The organism is Flavobacterium phragmitis (assembly GCF_900112575.1).
Classification (GTDB): domain Bacteria; phylum Bacteroidota; class Bacteroidia; order Flavobacteriales; family Flavobacteriaceae; genus Flavobacterium; species Flavobacterium phragmitis.
This window is the reverse complement of the sequence record NZ_FOMH01000012.1, coordinates 45619-65670: the sequence shown is the minus strand read 5'-3', so window position 1 is coordinate 65670 and position 20052 is coordinate 45619. Positions and strand designations below refer to the sequence as shown.

Genomic DNA, 20052 nt, shown 5'->3' with positions numbered 1-20052 from the left:
AGTTTTTGCTCTTTTTAAAATTTTGATAATTTTATGATTATTTCAAATCTGGCTGGTAGATTTTTACCGTTCCGTCACCTTCACTGCTTACTACTAACAAACTTCTTTTTGTTGGACTTTTAGAGGCTGGGATGAATAATAATCCTTCAGGTGCATCTCCAGTTTTTACAGTTTGTAAATATTGTGGAGCATTTGGATTTGTAACATCATAAGTTAAAAACGCATCAGCTCTTTCCAAACCAACGAAAAGAATATTCTGAGTTCCCATTTTGGCTACATACACCGCTTCTGGCTCAGAACCTTTGTCATCACTTCTTTTATCGTCATAAAGTCCTAGTTCGTGAGCTTTTTTGTCAAGGTCATTTTTACTATCGTAGACAATTTTTCCTGTATTTCCGTTCCAGATAGAGAAAGATCTTGCTCCAAAACTTACCATTTCGTCCAAATCTCCGTCGCCATCAGTGTCACCCATATCAGCAACAAGGTTCAATCTTCCTAAATTGGCATCTAATTTTAGTGTAGCAGCATCTGGAAAAACAGTTGCGTCAAGTTTCATATTTTTCATACGCTTAACATCTGTATAAGCAGTATATTCTCTCGCGTCACCTTCATTTGCGGTAACAAAGTAAGGAACGTTATTTGCCGAAAAATGACTGATTGCATCTGGCATAAATAATCCTTTTGCTTTCCAAGGATTAAAAGCAATTTTGTCATCACTATCACTTGGGTCAATTGCATTTTCAGCAGTATTGTAATCTTTTAAACCTAAAGGATAAATGGCAGTAATAGTTTTAGAAGTCAAATCTACTTTTGCGACACCATTGTTTTCTTGTAAAGTTACCCAAGCCGTTTTTGAATCATCAGAAATAGTAATGTATTCTGGTTCTATATCTTGTGCAAAACTAGTTTTCGCAAATTTTGAAATTCTGAATCCGTCTCTTTTTAATGCTTCTGCTTGACCAGCAAATGAAGCAAAATCTAAAGTCGTTACATTATAAGAGCTTGTTTCAATAATAGAAATTGTTCCGTTTGGATCTTGAGAATAATCAGTGTTTGGTTCGCCTTCATTAGCAGTCATAATATATTTTCCATCTGGAGAAAAAGTAACCATATCAGGTAATGCACCAACCGTAACTTGTTTAATTAAGCTATAATCTGAAGTGTTAAAAACAACTACTTTACCGTTTCCTTGTTTATTTACAGTCGATTCTAAAGCAACAGCCAGCTTTCCATCAAAAACAGAAACACTGTTTGCAGCGCCTTCGTATGCAGCCAAATTAATTTGTCCTATTTTAAGAGGTTTTGTCGGATCAGAGATGTCGATAACATCAATTTGATTTACACCGCTGTTATTTACAGTAAAAAGTCTTTTTGTTTTTTCGCAGTAAGCAGAGATTTCTGCAGCAGCTTCTCCACCAATTGTAATAGAACCAATTTCTTTAAAAGTTCCAGGATTTTCGTTAACAACAACTTCAGGTTCGCTGTTCGAATTTTCATCATTGTTGCAGCTTGCTAGTATGAAAATTGCAGCTAATAATGAGAGAGATAAATTTTTCATATGTTAGTTTTTAGTTTCGGTAAAAGTAATTCTGAGGTCTATGTTAAATATTAAGGCTGTATTATTTAATCTTTAACTTAATTTTTAAAGGATATTTTTTTGTGAAACGGGCATGATTTTTACTCATTTGTTTTATAATCCTAACGAATGCTTATCTTTGCACTTTCTAAATTAGAACCTATTTATGTCAACAAATAATAGAAGATTTCCAGCAGAATGGGAAAAACAACAAGGAATTGTATTGTGTTTTCCGCATAACGGTAACGATTGGCCGGGAAAATACGAAGCTGTTCAATGGGCTTTTGTAGAATTTATAAAAAAAGTAGCCACTTTTGAAACTGTTTTTTTGGTTGTAGCTGACGAAAAACTGAAAGAAAAAGTTGCCGATATGCTTGAAAGAGCTCGTGTAAATCTTGAAAATGTTTCTTATATCATTCATAAAACCAACAGAAGCTGGATGCGCGACTCTGGGCCAATTATTGTAAAAAATGGTTCGAAAAGAGAAGCTTTAAATTTCAATTTCAATGGCTGGGCAAAATATAAAAACTATCAATTAGATAAATTCGTTCCAGGTAAAGTGGCGGATTTTATTGATGTTCCGCTAACGCAAGTTATGTATAAAGGAAAGCCGGTAATTGTTGAAGGAGGAGCGATTGATGTAAACGGAAAAGGAACTTTACTGACTTCTGAGGAATGTTTAATGCATCCAACAATTCAAGTTCGTAACGCTGGTTTTACAAAAGAAGATTATGAAGCGGTTTTTAAAGAATATCTTGGAGTTACTAATGTAATCTGGCTTGGAGACGGAATAGAAGGTGATGATACACACGGTCATATCGATGATTTATGCCGATTTGTAAATGAAGATACTATCGTAACCATTGTTGAAACTGATAAAAACGATTCTAATTATAAGCCTTTGCAGGATAATTTGAAACGTTTGCAAAATGCAAAATTAGAAAACGGAAAATCTCCAGTAATTGTAGCATTGCCAATGCCAAAACGTGTAGATTTTGAAGATTTAAGATTACCTGCGAGTTATGCTAATTTCTTAATCCTGAACAATTGCGTTTTAGTGCCAACATTCAACGATAGTAATGATCGCGTAGCATTAAATATCTTAGCAGAATGTTTTCCTGACAGAGAAGTTATTGGAATCAGCTGTATTGATTTCATCTGGGGATTTGGAACTTTACATTGTTTAAGTCAGCAGATTCCTGCATAAAAATAGTAGCTACAGATTATAAAGTAATCGTTTTGATTTTTTTAATCTGTGATAGAATTGTCAGATATACAGAGACTTTCTTATATTATTTAAGCTGTCACCAAAAGTGGCGGCTTTTTTTTGTTGTATATTTAACAGACAGATTTATCATGTGTCCGGACAACCTTCTTATATTCGTGTTTTCAATAATGCAGAAATGCAGATTTAATTTTATATGAAGAAAATATTTTTTATCCTTTCCGTGCTTTCTTCCGGAGTTCTTTTTTCACAGTCTGAGTCGCAAGAAAAAACCGAACTTACATTTGCGACCTACAATGTAAGTATGGAATCTGATAATTATTCTCCCAAAGGCGCAATGGGAAAATCGGAGCAGATGCTGATTAATCAACTTAATTCAGGGCATAATGCTCAAATTAGAAATATTGCCCAGATTATTCAGACTGTTAGGCCAGACGTTATTTTGCTAAACGAATTCGATTATATTAAAGATCCTGAACTTGGTGTAAAAGCATTTATTAAAAATTATTTGAATGTTAGCCAAGGTAAAACCACCGCTATTGATTATCCTTATTATTACTATTCAACAGTGAATACTGGACAGTCAAGTTCTTACGATTTGAACAATGATGGGAAGTTCGATAATTTTGGAAATGATGCATGGGCGTTTGGTATGTATCCTGGACAATATGGAATGATGCTTTTGTCTAAATATCCTATTGATGTTAAGGCAGTTCGTACTTTTCAGCATTTTAAATGGAAAGATATGCCGGGAGCATTGCTTACTAAAAAAGCGGATGGGTCGGATTGGTATAGCAAGAAAGCATGGAAGGAATTTCCATTGTCTTCAAAATCTCACTGGGATGTTCCTGTAGAGATTGGCAATAAAACAGTTCATGTTTTAGTCAGTCATCCAACTCCTCCTACTTTTGATGGTGCTGAGGATCGTAATGGAAAAAGAAATCACGATGAAATCCGATTCTGGAAAGATTATATTTCAGACAATTCGGCTTCGTATATTTATGATGATAAAGGAGTAAAAGGTGGTTTGCCTCCGGATTCTCGATTTGTGATATTGGGTGATCAAAACGCTTCGCCAGTTGAGGGAGACGCTATTAGAGAAGGTATAAAGTCTTTAGTCGATGATCCGAAAGTTAATAGCGACTTTACACCTGCTAGTAAAGGTGGTGCTGAATTTAGTCCTAAAAATCCTTTTGGAATTAATCATACTGCGTTTTGGAGAATGCGCGCTGATTATGTATTGCCATCCAAACTTGGTTTTAAGGTTGTCAACAGTGGAGTGTTCTGGCCTGCTAAAGGTGAGCCAATGTCAGAATTAGTTGAAAAACGTGAATCAAGTTCCGATCATCGTTTGGTTTGGGTAAAGGTGATTCTGGAATAAACAATTTTTACTTTCAGTTTTTAGAGATTTAAAATAGAAAAAAAAGAAAACCTTGGCGATAACCAAGGTTTTTTTGTTTTCTATCTGTTTTCAGATGATTCTTTATCTGCTCTTCATTGTCTGATAAACGGAGGTAATAATTGACTTGAAACTTCGCCAAAACCAATTCTTACTTCATTGTTTTCGCAGAAACCTCTGATGATAACAGTGTCATTATCTTCAATAAACTTACGTTCTTCGCCACCATTTAACTTTAACGGATTTTTTCCGCCCCAAGTTAATTCAAGCATAGAACCAAAACTGTCCGGAGTTGGTCCAGAAATAGTTCCAGAACCCATCATGTCGCCAGAATTTACACGACATCCGTTTGAGGTATGATGCGTTAATTGCTGTGCCATAGACCAGTACATGTATTTGAAATTGGATTTAGAAATAACAGTTTCTTCGTGATCTTCAGGTTTTAGGGAAACTTCTAAATGAATATCAAAAGCTTTTTTTCCTTTTGTCTGTAAGTAAGGAAGCGGTGACGGATCTTGTTTTGGACCTTTTGTTCTAAAAGGCTCCAAAGCATCCATAGTTACAATCCAAGGAGAAATGGATGTGGCGAAGTTTTTAGCTAAAAACGGTCCAAGAGGAACATATTCCCATTTCTGGATATCGCGAGCACTCCAGTCATTTAGTAAAACCATTCCAAAAATATAATCCTCGGCTTCGTAAGTAGAGATGTTTTCTCCCATTACATTGACATCAGTTGTAATGAAAGCAGTTTCCAATTCAAAATCTACTAAGCGTGAAGCGCCAAAAACAGGTGTGTCATGACCAGCTGGCAAAGTTTGTCCCATTGGTCTGTGAACCGGAATTCCAGACGGTACAATAGTAGAACTTCTTCCATGATATCCTACTGGAATATGAAGCCAGTTTGGCAATAAAGCATTTTCCGGATCACGGAACATTTTACCTACGTTTGTAGCATGTTCTTTGCTCGAATAGAAGTCAGTGTAATCACCAATCAAAACGGGTAATTGCATCTCTACATCTTCGATTTTAAATATAACAATATCTCGATGTTTTGTTGAATCTCTTAATTGCGGGTTGTTGATATCAAAGATATCAGCGATACGATTTCGAACCAGACGCCATGTTTTTTTTCCATCGGAAATAAAATCATTCAGCGTATCCTGCATAAACATATCGTCTGTTAAATCTATTCCCTCAAAATAGTTTAATTGTTGTAAAGCCCCTAAATCTATAGCATAATCGCCAATTCGTGTTCCAACTGTAACGACATTTTCTTTGGTAAGAAACACGCCGAAAGGAATATTCTGAATAGGGAAGTCGCTATTTTCTGGCACTTCTAACCATGATTTTCTACTGGTATCGTTGGCGGTTATAGGCATGTTAGATGTTAATTAGTTTGTTGAAAAAATACATGTCAAATATATCATAATCTAACAGTACAACAAACGTTTTTTTGTATTTTTGCGTGAAATTAACGAAAAACAAAAAAATGCAACGCGACGAACAAATTTTTGATCTTATCCAAGAGGAGAAAGAAAGACAAATTCATGGACTAGAGCTTATTGCTTCAGAGAATTTTGTAAGTGATGAAGTAATGCAGGCAGCAGGGTCTGTTTTAACTAATAAATATGCTGAGGGATATCCTGGCAAAAGATACTACGGCGGTTGTGAAGTAGTTGACGTTATTGAGCAAATTGCTATTGACAGAGCTAAAGAATTATTTGGCGCTGAATATGCAAACGTACAGCCTCACTCTGGTTCTCAAGCGAACACTGCTGTGTACCACGCTTGTTTGAATCCTGGTGATACGATTTTAGGTTTTGACTTATCTCATGGTGGTCACTTAACTCACGGTTCTCCAGTAAACTTCTCAGGACGTTTATATCGTCCAGTATTCTACGGTGTAGATGCTGAAACTGGTCGTTTAGATTATGATAAAATTCAAGAAATTGCAACTAAAGAACAGCCAAAATTAATCATCGCAGGAGCTTCGGCTTATTCTCGTGATATGGATTTTGCTCGTTTCAGACAAATTGCTGACAGTGTAGGAGCTATCTTATTTGCTGATATTTCTCACCCAGCAGGTCTTATTGCAAAAGGATTATTAAGCGATCCAATTCCACATTGTCATATTGTTTCTACAACAACTCACAAAACATTAAGAGGACCACGTGGAGGTCTTATTTTAATGGGGAAAGATTTCCCAAATCCACAAGGATTAACAACTCCAAAAGGAGAAATCAGAATGATGTCTTCATTATTAGACTTAGCTGTTTTCCCAGGAAATCAAGGTGGACCTTTAATGCACATTATCGCTGCTAAAGCGGTTGCTTTTGGTGAAGCTCTTAAAGATGAATTCTTTACTTATGCAATGCAATTGCAGAAAAATGCAAATGCAATGGCGGATGCTTTCGTAAAAAGAGGTTACAATATTATCTCTGGCGGAACAGACAACCACATGATGCTTATCGACTTAAGAAATAAAAATATTTCTGGTAAAGAAGCTGAAAACGCATTGGTAAAAGCTGAAATTACAGTAAACAAAAATATGGTTCCTTTTGATGATAAATCTCCGTTTATCACTTCTGGAATCCGTGTTGGAACAGCTGCAATCACAACTCGTGGTTTGGTTGAAAAAGATATGGAAACTATTGTGGCACTTATCGATAAAGTATTAGCAAATCATACAGATGAGGACGTTATCGAAGAAGTTGCTGAACAAGTAAATGAATTAATGAGCGAAAGACCGATTTTTGCGTATTAATTAAGATAAGTCTTAAAGTTTTTAAAGTCGAAAGTCAAAAGTCTTATTTTTGACTTTCGATTTTTGTTTTTAAGACTCATAACTTTTAACTCATAACTCATAACTTTTAGAAATGGGAGTATTAAGATTACAATTGCCAACAGACCCAAGATGGGTAAATATTGTGGAGAAAAATATAGAAGAAATTCTAACCGATCACGCTTGGTGCGAGCAGAAAGCGGCAACAAATGCCATTACGATCATTACAAACAATCCAGAACATCAGGACTTGGTTCAAGATTTATTGGCTTTGGTAAAAGAAGAAGTGGATCATTTTGAGCAAGTGCATAATATCATCATCAAAAGAGGATTGAAATTAGGACGTGAACGTAAAGATGAATATGTAAACGAGTTGTATCAATACATGAAGAGAAGCGGAGACGGAAGCCGTGTTTCTGGCCTTGTAGAAAGACTTCTTTTTTCAGCTATGATTGAAGCTAGAAGCTGTGAACGCTTTAAGGTACTTTCTGAAAATATTCAAGATGAAGAATTGGCTGTTTTCTATAGAGAATTAATGGAAAGTGAAGCAGGACATTACACCACTTTTATCACATACGCTCGTAAATACGGAGTTGGAATTGATGTTGAAAAACGTTGGAGAGAATGGCTGGCTTTTGAAGAGTCAATCATTAGTAATTACGGGAAAAACGAAACGATTCACGGGTAGTTTTTTACTGTTCAGTCTCAGTGACAGTTTTCAGTTTTTACTTTGTGAAGCTTTGCGAAAAACTTTGTGTATCTCTGTGGAATTCTAAAAAAAAATCCGTTTTTATCAGCGCTTTCGCGAAAGCGAATCAGTTTTATCCGTGTTCATTTTTTTTAGTTTTTATAATCTAAAATCTAAAGTCTGAAATTTAAAATTCCTTATATTTGAGAGTAACCAAAAACTTGAGCTATGAGAATAGAAATGGACTTAAAATTAGGCTTTAAAGACGTAATGTTCAGACCTAAAAGATCTACATTAAAAAGTAGGTCAGAAGTTTCCTTAGAACAAAATTTCAAGTTTTTGCACAGCACCGCAAGTTGGACAGGAATTCCGATTATGGCTGCCAATATGGATACAGTTGGAACTTTTGAAATAGCAAAGGTTTTGGCAAAAGAAAAACTTTTTACGGCCATTCATAAACACTACACTTTAGAAGAATGGAATAGTTTTCTTCAAAACGTAACTACAGATTTCTACGATTATATTGCGGTAAGCACTGGGACAGGAAAAGAAGATTTTGAGAAAATCGAAAAAATAATCTCTGCAAATCCTTTACTGAAATTTATCTGTATTGATGTTGCCAATGGTTATTCGGAACATTTTGTTCAATTTTTAAAGAAAACCAGAAAACAATATCCAGACAAAATAATTATTGCCGGAAACGTTGTGACTGGCGAAATGACCGAAGAACTTTTATTAGCCGGCGCTGATATTGTAAAAGTCGGAATTGGACCAGGTTCAGTCTGTACAACTCGCGTAAAAACAGGCGTTGGTTATCCGCAGTTATCCGCAATTATAGAATGTGCAGATGCCGCTCACGGTTTAGGCGGACATATTATAAGCGATGGTGGCTGTACAACTCCGGGCGATGTTGCCAAAGCTTTTGGAGCTGGTGCCGATTTTGTAATGTTAGGCGGAATGTTAGCAGGACATACGGAAAGCGGAGGTGAATTGATAGAAGTAAAAGGCGAAAAATTTAAACAATTTTACGGAATGAGTTCAAAAACTGCAATGGACAAACATTCTGGAGGAGTTGCAGAATATAGAGCGAGTGAAGGAAAAACAGTTCAGGTTCCGTTTAAAGGAGATGTGATTCACACTGTTTTAGATATTTTAGGTGGAATTAGAAGCACTTGCACTTATGTTGGCGCTTCAAGATTAAAAGAATTGACTAAAAGAACAACTTTCATCCGCGTAAGCGAACAGGAAAATCAGGTTTTTACAAAATAATATGATTAAAATTACCGAAGCGTCGATTGAAGATATTGCTAAAATTCAAGAGATTGCAAATATAACATGGCCCATTACGTATGGCGAAATTTTGACTTCAGAACAATTAGAGTATATGTTAGATCTCATTTATTCTGATGAAGCGCTTTCAAAACAAATTCAGAATAAAGAAGAGTTATTTTATTTGGTTTCAGATTCTGAATCAGTAATTGGTTTTATCGGAATTGAGCATCATTATAAAAACGAAGCCATTACCAAAATCCACAAAATCTATCTTTTGCCAGAAACACAAGGAAAAGGATATGGCAAAACAGTTTTTGAATCTATTGAAAAACTGGCTTTAGAAAACAATTCAAATGAACTTTTATTAAATGTAAACCGATTTAATACCGCTTTGAATTTCTATAAAAAGCTAGGTTTCGAAATTAAAGAAACCGTTGATATAGAAATTGGGAAAGGGTATTTGATGGAGGATTATGTAATGGGGAAGCATATTTCAAAGTAATTTTCCAGCATTTTTGTCATTTCGACTGAAAGGAGAAATCACACGCGGAGCTCGACAAAGATTGGAGACTATCTGTGCGTCCCGAAGCTTCGGGATAGTGTGATTTCTCCTTTCAGTCGAAATGACAAACTGTGGCTCAACTCACAACAATATCATGCGTAAACAATAACCCTTTCACTTGATTCAAAGAAAAAACAGCTTTCTTCAATTTAGTTTTAGAAGGATCAATAGTGTAATTGTAACTTGTTTTAAAATCAGCTTTGTTAGCAATGGCTTTGTTGAATTCGGAACGATACAAATCACAATTGTCAAACACAACACTTGTTAAATCTGTCGCCATAAAATCTACAGCAATTAAACTGCAATTGATAAATGGAGTTCCTTTTAGTTTTAAAGAGTAGAATTTCGAAAAATCGAGAATACAATTATTAAAATGTACTTCAAAAATTAATTTGTCGCACATGGCGAAATTTACCTCTTTAATTTCACATCGATTAAAAGTGACTGTTCTCAAAGCGACGTAATTAATCTTTGCTTCACTAAAAATGCAATCATTAAAAACACAGTCAATAAAAGTAACGGCTAGAAAAGTGCAGGCAGAGAAGTTGCAATCATTAAATACGCAACCTTCGAAGTCTTTAAAATTAAGATCGTCTTTGGCGTAAATAATCGTATTGTATTCTTTATCAAGAAAATATTCGCTTTCTTTTTTCAACTCTTTCCAGTAATTATTTGAGAGTGAAAAGGTACTAATTTACCATAAAATAAATAGAACTAATCCTAAATCATTTTGATTCTAATTCTATTTTTAATGCCTAAAATGCTTTAGCTTTACACTTATTTTTAAGTTAAAACAGATCATTTTTATTATATGGAATCAACAAGAAAGGAACATGATTTTTTAGGAGAATTAGAAATCCCGAATCATTTATACTACGGAATCCAGACTTTTAGAGCTGTAGAAAATTTCAATATTACAGGAATTCCCATTTCAAAAGAACCTTTGTTTATCAAAGCTTTAGGATATGTGAAAAAAGCGGCAGCAATGGCAAACAAAGACTGCGGAGCAATTGATCCTAAAATTGCTGAAGCAATTTGTTACGGAAGCGATCAGGTAATTGCAGGGAAATTTGATCAAGAATTTGTAAGCGATTTGATTCAGGGCGGAGCGGGAACTTCTGTTAATATGAATGCTAACGAAGTTATCGCGAATATTGGATTGGAATATTTAGGCCACAAAAAAGGCGAATATAATTTTCTTCATCCCAACAATCATGTAAACTGTTCTCAGTCAACAAATGATGCTTATCCGTCAGCATTTAGAATTGCTTTGTATTTGAAAATGGAAAGTTTCATTAAAACTTTTGAAGGCTTAGAAGTTGCTTTCGCTAAAAAAGGAGAAGAGTTCAAGGATGTTCTGAAAATGGGAAGAACACAGCTGCAAGATGCAGTTCCAATGACGTTAGGACAGGAATTTAAAGCTTATGCAACAACCATTGGAGAAGATATTCAGCGGTTAAAAAATGCACAAGAATTGTTGTTGGAAATCAATATGGGGGCAACTGCAATTGGTACAAAAGTAAATGCCCCAGAAGGTTATCCTGAAATCTGCGTGAAATATTTAGCAGATGAGGTTGGAATTCCGTTGACACTTTCTCCAGATTTAATTGAAGCAACGGTTGATACTGGAGCTTATGTTCAGATTATGGGAACTTTAAAGCGTTCTGCAGTTAAGATTTCTAAAATCTGCAACGATTTACGTTTATTAAGTTCAGGTCCAAGAACAGGTCTTAACGAAATCAATCTTCCAGCACGTCAGCCAGGCTCTTCTATTATGCCGGGAAAAGTAAACCCAGTAATTCCAGAAGTAGTAAATCAGACTTGTTTTTATGTAATTGGTCAGGATTTAACGGTTACAATGGCAGCAGAAGCAGGACAATTGCAATTGAACGTTATGGAACCAGTTATTGCCTTTGCTATGTTTACTTCTTTGGATTATCTTTCAAATGCAATACAAACTTTGATTGACAAATGTATTGTTGGAATTACAGCAAATGTTGATCATTGTTACAATATGGTAATGAATAGTATCGGAATCGTAACACAATTAAACCCAATTATCGGTTACGAAGAAAGTGCGAGTATTGCTGGAGAAGCTTTAAAAACAGGTAAGAGTGTACATCAAATTGCTGTTTTGGAACGAAAATTAATCACTCAGGAAAAATGGGATGAAATCTATTCTTTAGAAAATTTAATTCATCCAAAATTTATCACAAAATAATTTTGATATAAATTTTATAATAACAAGCTGTCAAGAAATTGACAGTTTTTTTTGTTGATTTTTAAAAAGTTATTTATGTAAAGTGTTGAAAATGAATTATATTTACATAAGGTTTGAATCTTGGCCTATATAAAAATTAAAACTTTAAGAGTGTGGAGTTTTTCAAAAAGACGAATTTTAGACGTATATTAAAAGTGACGATTTTACTTTTTAGTATTCCGTCATTTTTGAATGCTCAAACTGAAATAGAATCTCAAAGTCAAAAAGAATGTTCTCCTAAAACTATTTTAGAACTTTTTAGAAAGAAAGATTCTGTTTACGTTGTAAAACCTACAAAAAACGATTTTTTTCTTGTAATACCAGCAATTGGTTCTCAGCCTGCTACAGGTTTTTTCTTTGGTGGCGTTGCACAATATACTTTCAAAGGGAAACAGGAAAATGATAAATATTCTGTGGCTAATCTGGGGATACTTTATACCGTGAAAAAACAATGGATGATTAATGTCAAGAATAATATTCTGCTAAAAAACAATAAAATTTTTCTAAGCGGCGATTATCGGTTTTATATTTTTTCTCAACCCAATTACGGACTTGGAACAGCTATTATTCCGCCTAGAAGAGATCGTCCCGATGGTTTTAGTATTGATTCTATTGCCCAATCCATGGATTACAATTACTTTAAATTTCATCAAACGGCATCTTTTGAGGTAAGAAAGAATTTTTATGTGGGTGGAGGTATCAATATTGATTGGTACACCAATATAAAAGATAAAGAACTGGATGTTGAGAACGGAAATTTAACCTATCATTACAATTACAGTCAGTTGCATGGTTTTGATAATTTAGAATATTTCCTAACAGGATTAAGTCTGAATCTGGTTTATGATTCCCGAGATAATCAGGTAAATTCTTCCAGAGGCTGGTTTGCGAATCTCAATTATCGCTTTAATCCCGTTTTATTTCACAATCAGAAATATAGTAATGTTTTGTATGCGGAGTATCGACATTTTTTACCGCTTTCGCGAAAGAATGATCGTTACATTTTAGGAATCTGGGCCTACGGTCAATTTGTAACCAGAGGCGAAGTGCCTTATTTAAATCTTCCGGCTATTGGTTGGGATCAACGGAGCAGGAGTGGGGAAGGTTATACACAGGGGTTATTTAGAGGAAATGGATTGGTTTATCTTTCAACAGAGTTCCGTTTTCCTATTACTTGTAATCAAATGTTGAGCGGAACGGTTTTTATCAATTTCGTTACGGCAAGTAATGCAGACAATAATATAGGGCTTTTTCATTCCATTCAGCCCGCAGCAGGAGTTGGATTTAGGATATTAATTGACAAAAAAACAAGAACCAATCTTGTAGCCGACTATGCATGGGGCAACAATTCGAAAGGATTTTACTTAAACGCAGGAGAAGTGTTTTGAGTTTAAGTATTTGAAAATGGCTAAAGTAATCTTGAGTTTTACTTTCTTTTTAAAATAAGAAAAAATATAAAAAAATAAGAATAAGAAGGTAAATTGATCTGGTTTTTTATGTATTGGTTTAATTGTTCATAATTAAATCATAATTTCTATCCGTAATAAGTACTATTTTTGAAACTCAATCCTTATTTTTGTTGTATATACAAATTACTATGAAGTTACTAATAGTTGAAGATGAGCCAAATCTATTATCAATTCTGCGTAAAGGATTTGCCGAAAATAATAATGAAGTTAGCGTAGCTCTAGACGGTAAGACCGCTTTGGAGATGATTCATAATTATACTTTTGACGTTGTAGTTTTAGACGTAATGCTTCCAGATATTAACGGAATCGAAATTTGTAGAAGACTTCGCGCCAGCAAGAATTTTGTTCCCATTTTACTCCTTACAGCTTTAGGAACTTCAGAAAACATTGTCACAGGGCTTAATGCCGGTGCCGATGATTATTTAGTAAAGCCATTTAAATTCGGAGAACTAGATGCCCGTGTAAATGCACTTTACAGAAGATCGCATCAGGAAACGGAAAAAATTGATACCATTGTAATTGGTGATTTAGAGATAAATGGAAGAGCAAAATCAGTAAAAAGAGGAAGCGAAAATATTGTTTTGACAGCAAAAGAGTTTAAACTTTTATACTATTTAGCAAAAAATACAGGACGTATCGTTTCTCGCGATCAGATTTTAGATAATGTCTGGGATATCAATTTTGATATGAATACTAATGTTGTCGATGTATATATAACGTATTTAAGAAGAAAAATTGATAAGCCTTTTAATACCAAACTGATTCATACAATGAAAGGATTGGGGTATGTTATAAAGCCATAAAATGGATATTAGAAAAAAAATTACTTTTAATTACGTTGCCCTTTCTACCTTTAGTACTTCGCTATTGTGTATTATTGTGTTCTTTTTATTTAGAGAAAATAATCGATACCATTTCTTAAAGCGTTTAGATGACAGGTCCAAAATTGTGGCATCTATTCATTTTCAAAAAGATCCTGAGAAAATAAAATACTATAAAAACCTTCAAAAAAACGGTCTCGAAGAATTAATTGAGGAAGAAGAATATGTATTAAAAATCAACAGCCACAATAGTTTTGATTATAATACGAATTTGAATCTTCCGAATACCTTTTACACTAATATTTTAAGTACAGGAAAAGATTCTTATGAAAAGGATAATAAGTATTATTTAGGTCAGATTTTTGAAGAAAACGGACAGCGATATATCGTAATTGTTGGAGCAAGAGACCGCAAAGGAAAAGATACCACGGTTTATATTGTCAAAATTATGTTGTTTGGCGGAATCGGTTTTGTGATTTTGGCTTTTCTTTTAGGAAGATTTTTAGCTAAAAGAGTTATCAATCCTGTCGCTCGTATTACAAAAGAAGTAAAGAGAATCAGTGCCTCTAATCTTCACAATCGTTTACCGGAGGTTAAAAACTCTGATGAAATATCAGATTTGACCAATACTTTTAATAATATGTTGGATCGATTGGAAACTTCTTTCGAAATTCAGGCTAACTTTATTAATAATGCTTCACACGAATTAAAAACGCCAATAACAACTATTATTGCCGAGGCAGAAATTATGCTTCTAAAAGAACGTGAAGTAAATGAGTATGTAGAATCTTTAGAAAACATATACAGTCAAGCATCACGTTTAGGAAATCTAACGGAAAGTCTTCTAAAGTTAACTCAAACAGGTTACGACGGACAAAAACAAGTTTCGGATGTTGCAAGAATAGATGAATTGTTATTAGATGTAAAATCGGATTTAGACAAAATTTATCCAGATAATCGTGTTAGCATCATAATTAATATTGCTCCAAAAGAGTCTAATTTGCTTTTGCTTCCATGTAACAAACCTTTATTAGAATTAGCGATTAATAATATCATTACCAATGGTGTAAAATATTCAGATAACAACGAAGTGTTCGTAAATCTTTCGGCAAATGACGAAATGATTAAAATTACGATTAACGATATTGGAATCGGAATTCCGCCAGAAGACATTCCTCATTTATATGAACCTTTCTTTAGAGGTAAAATTGCGACTAAATATATTGGTTATGGTTTAGGACTCCCTTTAGCTTCCAAAATTATCAGAATGCACGAAGGGGAATTACAGGTTCAGTCCGAACAAAATAAGGGTACAATTGTTACTATTATCTTCAAAAAACGAAACATTAAAAAATCTAATGTTTAATCTTAGGAAATTCTAATTTTAGATTAAGAAGCGTCTAATTTGTTGATTATTAATTTGTAAGTATAAACTAAACGATTATGCTTATGAAAAATTTTCTTATACCTACGACTTTAAAAGATGATACCATTTCGGCTGTTAAATCTGCGGTGAATCAGTCAAAAGATACTGAATCAGAAATTATATTAGTATTAGTTTCAGAAGCACCCGATACCTTTTCATCTTCCAGTTTTTTGCGTGAAATGAGATCGGGACTTACTAAAAGTCAAGAAGAGGTTCTGGAAACCTGCAGATATATTATTGATCACACGCCAAATGCAAAATTGAAAGTACACAACCAATACGGACTTTCTGCACCTATTTTAAAACGTCTTATAGAAGCTTTTTCTGTAAAACTGGTTATCCTGACGCATTCCTATAAACAGGAAACCAAAAAAATCCACCAATATTTTGTGCAGTTGGCTGGCAATCAGAAATGTCCAATTCTGCATTTAAGTACCGAAATCAACAAAGAGGTTTTCAGTAAAGCGCTTTATGTAGAAAATTCAACGGCAAATATTCATGTAAAAGATGTACAGCAATATTTGAGCGAAAATTTCTCTTTTGAAATCGTAAGCCAGACGGCCAATTTTGAAGACAACTACGAAAATGTGGCACCATTTTTATCAGAAGCCATTTCGAAGCATAACATAGACATGCTGGTAGAAACTCGAAAAGGCGAAAAAATCAAATTTAAAAAAGTAAAAAAAGAAAATGTCAATGAGAAATTGGGACTTCCGGTGCTCTCGTTGTACGAAGAGATAGTTTAAACGAATCTCTTCAAAATAAGTAATAATTTAATTTAAAACCGAAAATATGTTATTAAAGAAAAGAATACCAATGAAGTACGTTCTCGGGAAAATTAAAGTAGAAATTGCTTTAGTATTGGCTTATACGATACTATTTGAAATATTTCATCACTATTTTATAAACCTTCCCGTAGATATTCCAATCGCGATTCCGACAATGATTGGAACCATTATTTCCTTATTATTAGCGTTTAAGTCCAATCAGGCTTATGACAGATGGTGGGAAGCCCGAATTGTCTGGGGAGCGATTGTAAACGATTCCAGAACCTTAATCCGTCAGGTTTTGACGTTTTATAAAGATCCTGATTTTTCTGTTGAAGCTAGTGAATTCAAAGAGAATTTTGCTAAAAGACAAATTGCATGGTGTTATAGTTTAGGAGAATCTCTTAGAAATAGAGATGCTATAAAACCGCTCGAAGGTTTGATGAGTGAAGAAGAAATCAGATACATCAAAAACCATCAAAATGTTCCAAATGCTATTTTGATGTTGCATGCAAGAGATTTGCGAAATGCAAAAAACGAAAAGAAAATCAATATGTATCAGCAGGTTGAGATTGATAATACGTTGTCCAGACTTTGTGATGAAATGGGAAAATGTGAAAGAATTAAAAACACCATTTTCCCGACAACCTACAGTATGTATATCAGATTGACTTTATGTCTGTTCATTTTGTTATTGCCTTTTGGTCTAACAAGTGTGTTAAGCTGGTTCGCGATTCCGTTAATTACAGCAATTGGCGCCGCTTTCTTTTTGATCGAAAGAATGGCAATTCATTTGCAAGATCCATTCGAAAACAGAGCAACCGATACACCTGTTACGGCTATTGCAAATACTATAGAAAAAAATATCAAGCAAATGCTGAATGAATATCAAAGTGAATTTGATATTCTGAATGAATTTCACTTAGTAGACGAACCTAAGAAAGTCGAAAAAGACGCTTACTTTGTCTTATAACTATTTAATTTTGGTCTTCTTTTAATTGTTGGCTGGACAGTGTGTAGTTGCGCTGTCCAGTTTTTTTTTCATTGCTAAATTCACAAGCATTTTAAATAAAGCCAGTGGTTTCAACCACTGAACGCAATCAAAATCAAAACCTTCTATACGTTCTCGCGGTTGAAACCGCGGGTTATGTTAAAACGAAATATTTACAATTGTTTCGCCAATTTTCCCAGAGTCTGAATAGCAGTTCTCAATTCATTCGACCAAGGCAATCCAAAACTCAATCGCATACAATTGGAAAATTGATCCTGAAGCGAAAAAATCCTTCCCGGCGCAATGCTGATATTGTGTTTTAAAGCCAAATGATAAAACGCAGCAGTATCAATTTTTTTATCCATTTCAACCCAAAGAAAAAATCCGCCTTGTGGCTGACTTACCTTTGTTCCTGCAGGGAAAGATTCTAAAACAGTATTGATATAATTGGTACAGTTTCGATTTAAAATCTGACGAATTTTACGAAGATGGTTTTCATAACGACCGTTTTTCAAAAAGTCTCCCACCACTTCATGTGTAATCGTTGTGTTAGAAATGGTATGGTATAATTTGGTTCTCAGAATTTCTTTTTTGAATTTTCCAGGCGAAACCCAGCCTACACGATAACCAGGTGCTAGAGATTTAGAAACCGAACTGCAGCAAAGTACAATCCCGCTTTCGTCGTAGGTTTTGCAATTGGTTGGTCGGCTGTTGCCAAAGTACAAATCGCCGTGAATATCATCTTCAATCAAAGGAACATTATAAAAATCCATTAAACGGACAATTTCTTTTTTATGTTCGTTAGGCATCATACTTCCTGATGGATTGCTGAAATTACTCATCAAAACACAAGCTTTTACTTTATTAGAAGCCAATGTCTTTTTTACAGCTTCCAATTCGATTCCAGTTGTCATGTTGGTTGGAAGTTCCATAACATATAAACCTAAAGATCTCGCTAGCTGTAGAATTCCAAAATATACAGGACTTTCTGTGATAATGGTATCTCCCGGTTTGGTCAGAGTCAGTAAACAGTCTGAAATTGCAGAGATACAGCCGGGAGTTGTAATAATATCATCTTCTGTCAAAGAACCGCCCCAAGTAAACGACCAGCGGGCAATTTCTTTACGTAAATTACTGTTTCCCTGAATTTCCTCATAACTCGTTCCGCTGTTAGGCAATTGACGCATGGCCTGAACCATTCCTTTATTCAGTTTTGCAATTGGCAGTAATTCATTTGATGGAAAACCAAGCGACAGCATCGTAAGGTCTTTTTTACGCATGTCGTCGTAAACCAAATCGACTAAATCTTCACGTTCAATGTTTTCCAAAGTCAAAATTGGTGTGCTTGAAGATGGTTCCGGAATGGTTCGCGCCGAAATATTACTCACATAATAACCAGATTGCGGACGAGATTCTATCAAAGAACGGCTTTCGACTTCATAATACGCTTTGCTGACTGTACTCATACTATAACCTGTTTCAGCGCAGATTTCTCTAATGGAAGGTAGTTTGTCGCCAACATTCAAAAGACCAGATTTAATCTGTTTTTCGATACGGTCTGCAAATTGAAGATATAAGTAATTGGCGTTTTTCATCAGAAAAAAATAAAACTGTTATGGTGCAATTTACAAAAACTGTATCTGTATTGCTGTTTTATTTTTTAGAAATTTGCTTCATCAAAAGAAAACAATTCAAAACAGCGTTTTTGTGAAAACAACAAAGTATTATATAGCGGCTATTATTGCCTTTACAACATGGGGACTTTTCAGCTTGGTTTTAAGGCCAATTCATGAATATCCATCATTGGATATTTTGTTTTTTCGTGTTTTCAGCTGTAGTATTTTGATGCTTTTGATTGCTGTTTTATTTAAAAGAAAAAAAATAAAAGAGACTATAGAAATATTTAAAGCTTTACCAAAAGCTGAAAAAAGAAAATCGGTTTTACTGAATATTGGCGGAAGCGCTTTTCTAATGGGGAATTGGTTTACTTATATTTATGTGATGAATCACGTAAGCGTTAAAGCAACTTCTCTAGCTTATTTAGTCTGTCCAATTTTGACCACTTTATTGGCCTATTTCATATTAAGAGAAAAATTATCCAAAACACAATGGATTTCGGTAGGATTAAGTATTTCCGGCTGCATGTTATTATCGTATGCCGCTATTATGGATATGGTTTTCAGTATCATTATCGGATTAACTTATGCCACTTATTTAGTAAGCCAGCGTGCCAATAAAGGTTTTGATAAATTTATTGTATTAACGTTTCATATTACTTTGGCAGGATTAGTATTATTACCTTTTTATCCGGTTTTTGGGGGACCGGTACCAACGGAATTTAAGTTTTATCTCTGCATTGAGACCATTGCAATTATGTTTACGATAATTCCGTTGTTTTTAAATTTATACGCACTTTCCGGAATCAATTCTTCAACAGTCGGGATGCTTTTAAACATCAATCCAATGATTGCATTTGGATTAGCAGCCTTTTTCTTCAAAGAGAATATCACATCTCTGCAGGTTACCGCATACGGAATCATTTTTATAGCAGTGTTAGTTTTTAATTCACATCATATTTTTGCCATCAAGCAAAAAATGACCGCAATATCCAAAGGTTCATAATCTTAGTTTTCATATTTTTTATTGGTTTAAAATCGAAAATTACAAGAATCTTAACAGGATGTTTAAACAGGAATGATTATTTTTCATTCCTGTTTTTTTATGCAGTTAAATGAATAAAGCCACAGATTATACATATTAAAAGGATTATTTCTTTGTGCAAAAAAAATAGCCACGAATTACACGAATTTACAC

The 20052-nt window shown here is 34.3% G+C and carries 17 protein-coding genes; 13 read left to right on the top strand and 4 right to left on the bottom strand.

The features are described 5' to 3' along the window. Positions 1 to 37 precede the first annotated feature (37 nt). Entirely contained in the window at positions 38 to 1558 is a 1521-nt protein-coding gene (locus BM289_RS20215) for a choice-of-anchor I family protein (RefSeq protein WP_091496908.1), read from the bottom strand. Positions 1559 to 1742: 184 nt separating this feature from the next. Here BM289_RS20215 and BM289_RS20210 point away from each other — a divergent pair, with 184 nt between their 5' ends. Further along, positions 1743 to 2783, top strand: coding sequence for an agmatine deiminase family protein (locus BM289_RS20210; RefSeq protein WP_091496906.1), 1041 nt, complete (start codon positions 1743 to 1745; stop codon positions 2781 to 2783). 214 nt (positions 2784 to 2997) lie between these two features. Continuing rightward, on the top strand, positions 2998 to 4182 hold the full coding sequence (locus BM289_RS20205) for an endonuclease/exonuclease/phosphatase family protein (RefSeq protein ID WP_091496904.1): 1185 nt from the start codon (positions 2998 to 3000) through the stop codon (positions 4180 to 4182). Positions 4183 to 4295: 113 nt separating this feature from the next. Here the strand turns inward: BM289_RS20205 and fahA are convergent, their stop codons facing one another. Beyond that, a complete protein-coding gene (fahA, locus tag BM289_RS20200) occupies positions 4296 to 5579 on the bottom strand; it encodes a fumarylacetoacetase (RefSeq protein ID WP_091496902.1) in 1284 nt (427 codons plus the stop codon). Positions 5580 to 5689: 110 nt separating this feature from the next. Here fahA and glyA point away from each other — a divergent pair, with 110 nt between their 5' ends. From glyA to BM289_RS20180, 4 genes are all read left to right on the top strand, one after another. Next, a complete protein-coding gene (gene glyA, locus BM289_RS20195) occupies positions 5690 to 6964 on the top strand; it encodes a serine hydroxymethyltransferase (RefSeq protein WP_091496896.1) in 1275 nt (424 codons plus the stop codon). 112 nt (positions 6965 to 7076) lie between these two features. Further along, positions 7077 to 7670, top strand: a complete 594-nt coding sequence (gene miaE, locus BM289_RS20190; protein WP_091496894.1) for a MiaE family protein — start codon at positions 7077 to 7079, stop codon at positions 7668 to 7670. 228 nt (positions 7671 to 7898) lie between these two features. Next, positions 7899 to 8939 carry a GMP reductase gene (locus BM289_RS20185; RefSeq protein WP_091496892.1) on the top strand — a complete coding sequence of 347 codons (1041 nt, stop codon included), beginning with the start codon at positions 7899 to 7901 and terminating at the stop codon, positions 8937 to 8939. A 1-nt stretch (position 8940) separates the two neighbouring features. Continuing rightward, complete coding sequence (locus tag BM289_RS20180; RefSeq protein ID WP_091496890.1) at positions 8941 to 9444, top strand: GNAT family N-acetyltransferase; 504 nt, start codon at positions 8941 to 8943, stop codon at positions 9442 to 9444. Positions 9445 to 9580: 136 nt separating this feature from the next. On the opposite strand, the gene BM289_RS20175 is transcribed toward BM289_RS20180, so the two are convergent. After that, positions 9581 to 10159, bottom strand: coding sequence for a pentapeptide repeat-containing protein (locus BM289_RS20175; RefSeq protein ID WP_091496888.1), 579 nt, complete (start codon positions 10157 to 10159; stop codon positions 9581 to 9583). A 156-nt stretch (positions 10160 to 10315) separates the two neighbouring features. Here BM289_RS20175 and aspA point away from each other — a divergent pair, with 156 nt between their 5' ends. The 6 genes from aspA (at position 10316) to BM289_RS20145 (ending at position 17220) form a co-directional block, all read left to right on the top strand. Continuing rightward, the gene (gene aspA, locus BM289_RS20170; protein WP_091496886.1) at positions 10316 to 11725 is read left to right on the top strand and encodes an aspartate ammonia-lyase; all 1410 of its coding nucleotides are present in this window, start codon (positions 10316 to 10318) and stop codon (positions 11723 to 11725) included. A gap of 152 nt (positions 11726 to 11877) precedes the next feature. Then, positions 11878 to 13152: a BamA/TamA family outer membrane protein gene (locus tag BM289_RS20165; RefSeq protein WP_091496884.1), complete on the top strand. Its 1275-nt coding sequence runs from the start codon at positions 11878 to 11880 to the stop codon at positions 13150 to 13152. 209 nt (positions 13153 to 13361) lie between these two features. Beyond that, complete coding sequence (locus tag BM289_RS20160; RefSeq protein ID WP_091496881.1) at positions 13362 to 14036, top strand: response regulator transcription factor; 675 nt, start codon at positions 13362 to 13364, stop codon at positions 14034 to 14036. A 1-nt stretch (position 14037) separates the two neighbouring features. Next, positions 14038 to 15420, top strand: a complete 1383-nt coding sequence (locus tag BM289_RS20155; RefSeq protein ID WP_091496879.1) for a HAMP domain-containing sensor histidine kinase — start codon at positions 14038 to 14040, stop codon at positions 15418 to 15420. 83 nt (positions 15421 to 15503) lie between these two features. Then, positions 15504 to 16226: a hypothetical protein gene (locus BM289_RS20150; protein WP_091496877.1), complete on the top strand. Its 723-nt coding sequence runs from the start codon at positions 15504 to 15506 to the stop codon at positions 16224 to 16226. 46 nt (positions 16227 to 16272) lie between these two features. Next, the gene (locus tag BM289_RS20145) at positions 16273 to 17220 is read left to right on the top strand and encodes a bestrophin family protein (RefSeq protein WP_091496875.1); all 948 of its coding nucleotides are present in this window, start codon (positions 16273 to 16275) and stop codon (positions 17218 to 17220) included. Positions 17221 to 17411: 191 nt separating this feature from the next. Here BM289_RS20145 and BM289_RS20140 read toward each other — a convergent pair whose 3' ends face one another. Next, positions 17412 to 18833: an aminotransferase-like domain-containing protein gene (locus BM289_RS20140; RefSeq protein WP_091496873.1), complete on the bottom strand. Its 1422-nt coding sequence runs from the start codon at positions 18831 to 18833 to the stop codon at positions 17412 to 17414. A 112-nt stretch (positions 18834 to 18945) separates the two neighbouring features. Here BM289_RS20140 and BM289_RS20135 point away from each other — a divergent pair, with 112 nt between their 5' ends. Further along, complete coding sequence (locus BM289_RS20135) at positions 18946 to 19860, top strand: EamA family transporter (RefSeq protein WP_091497134.1); 915 nt, start codon at positions 18946 to 18948, stop codon at positions 19858 to 19860. The last annotated feature ends 192 nt before the right edge of the window (positions 19861 to 20052 follow it).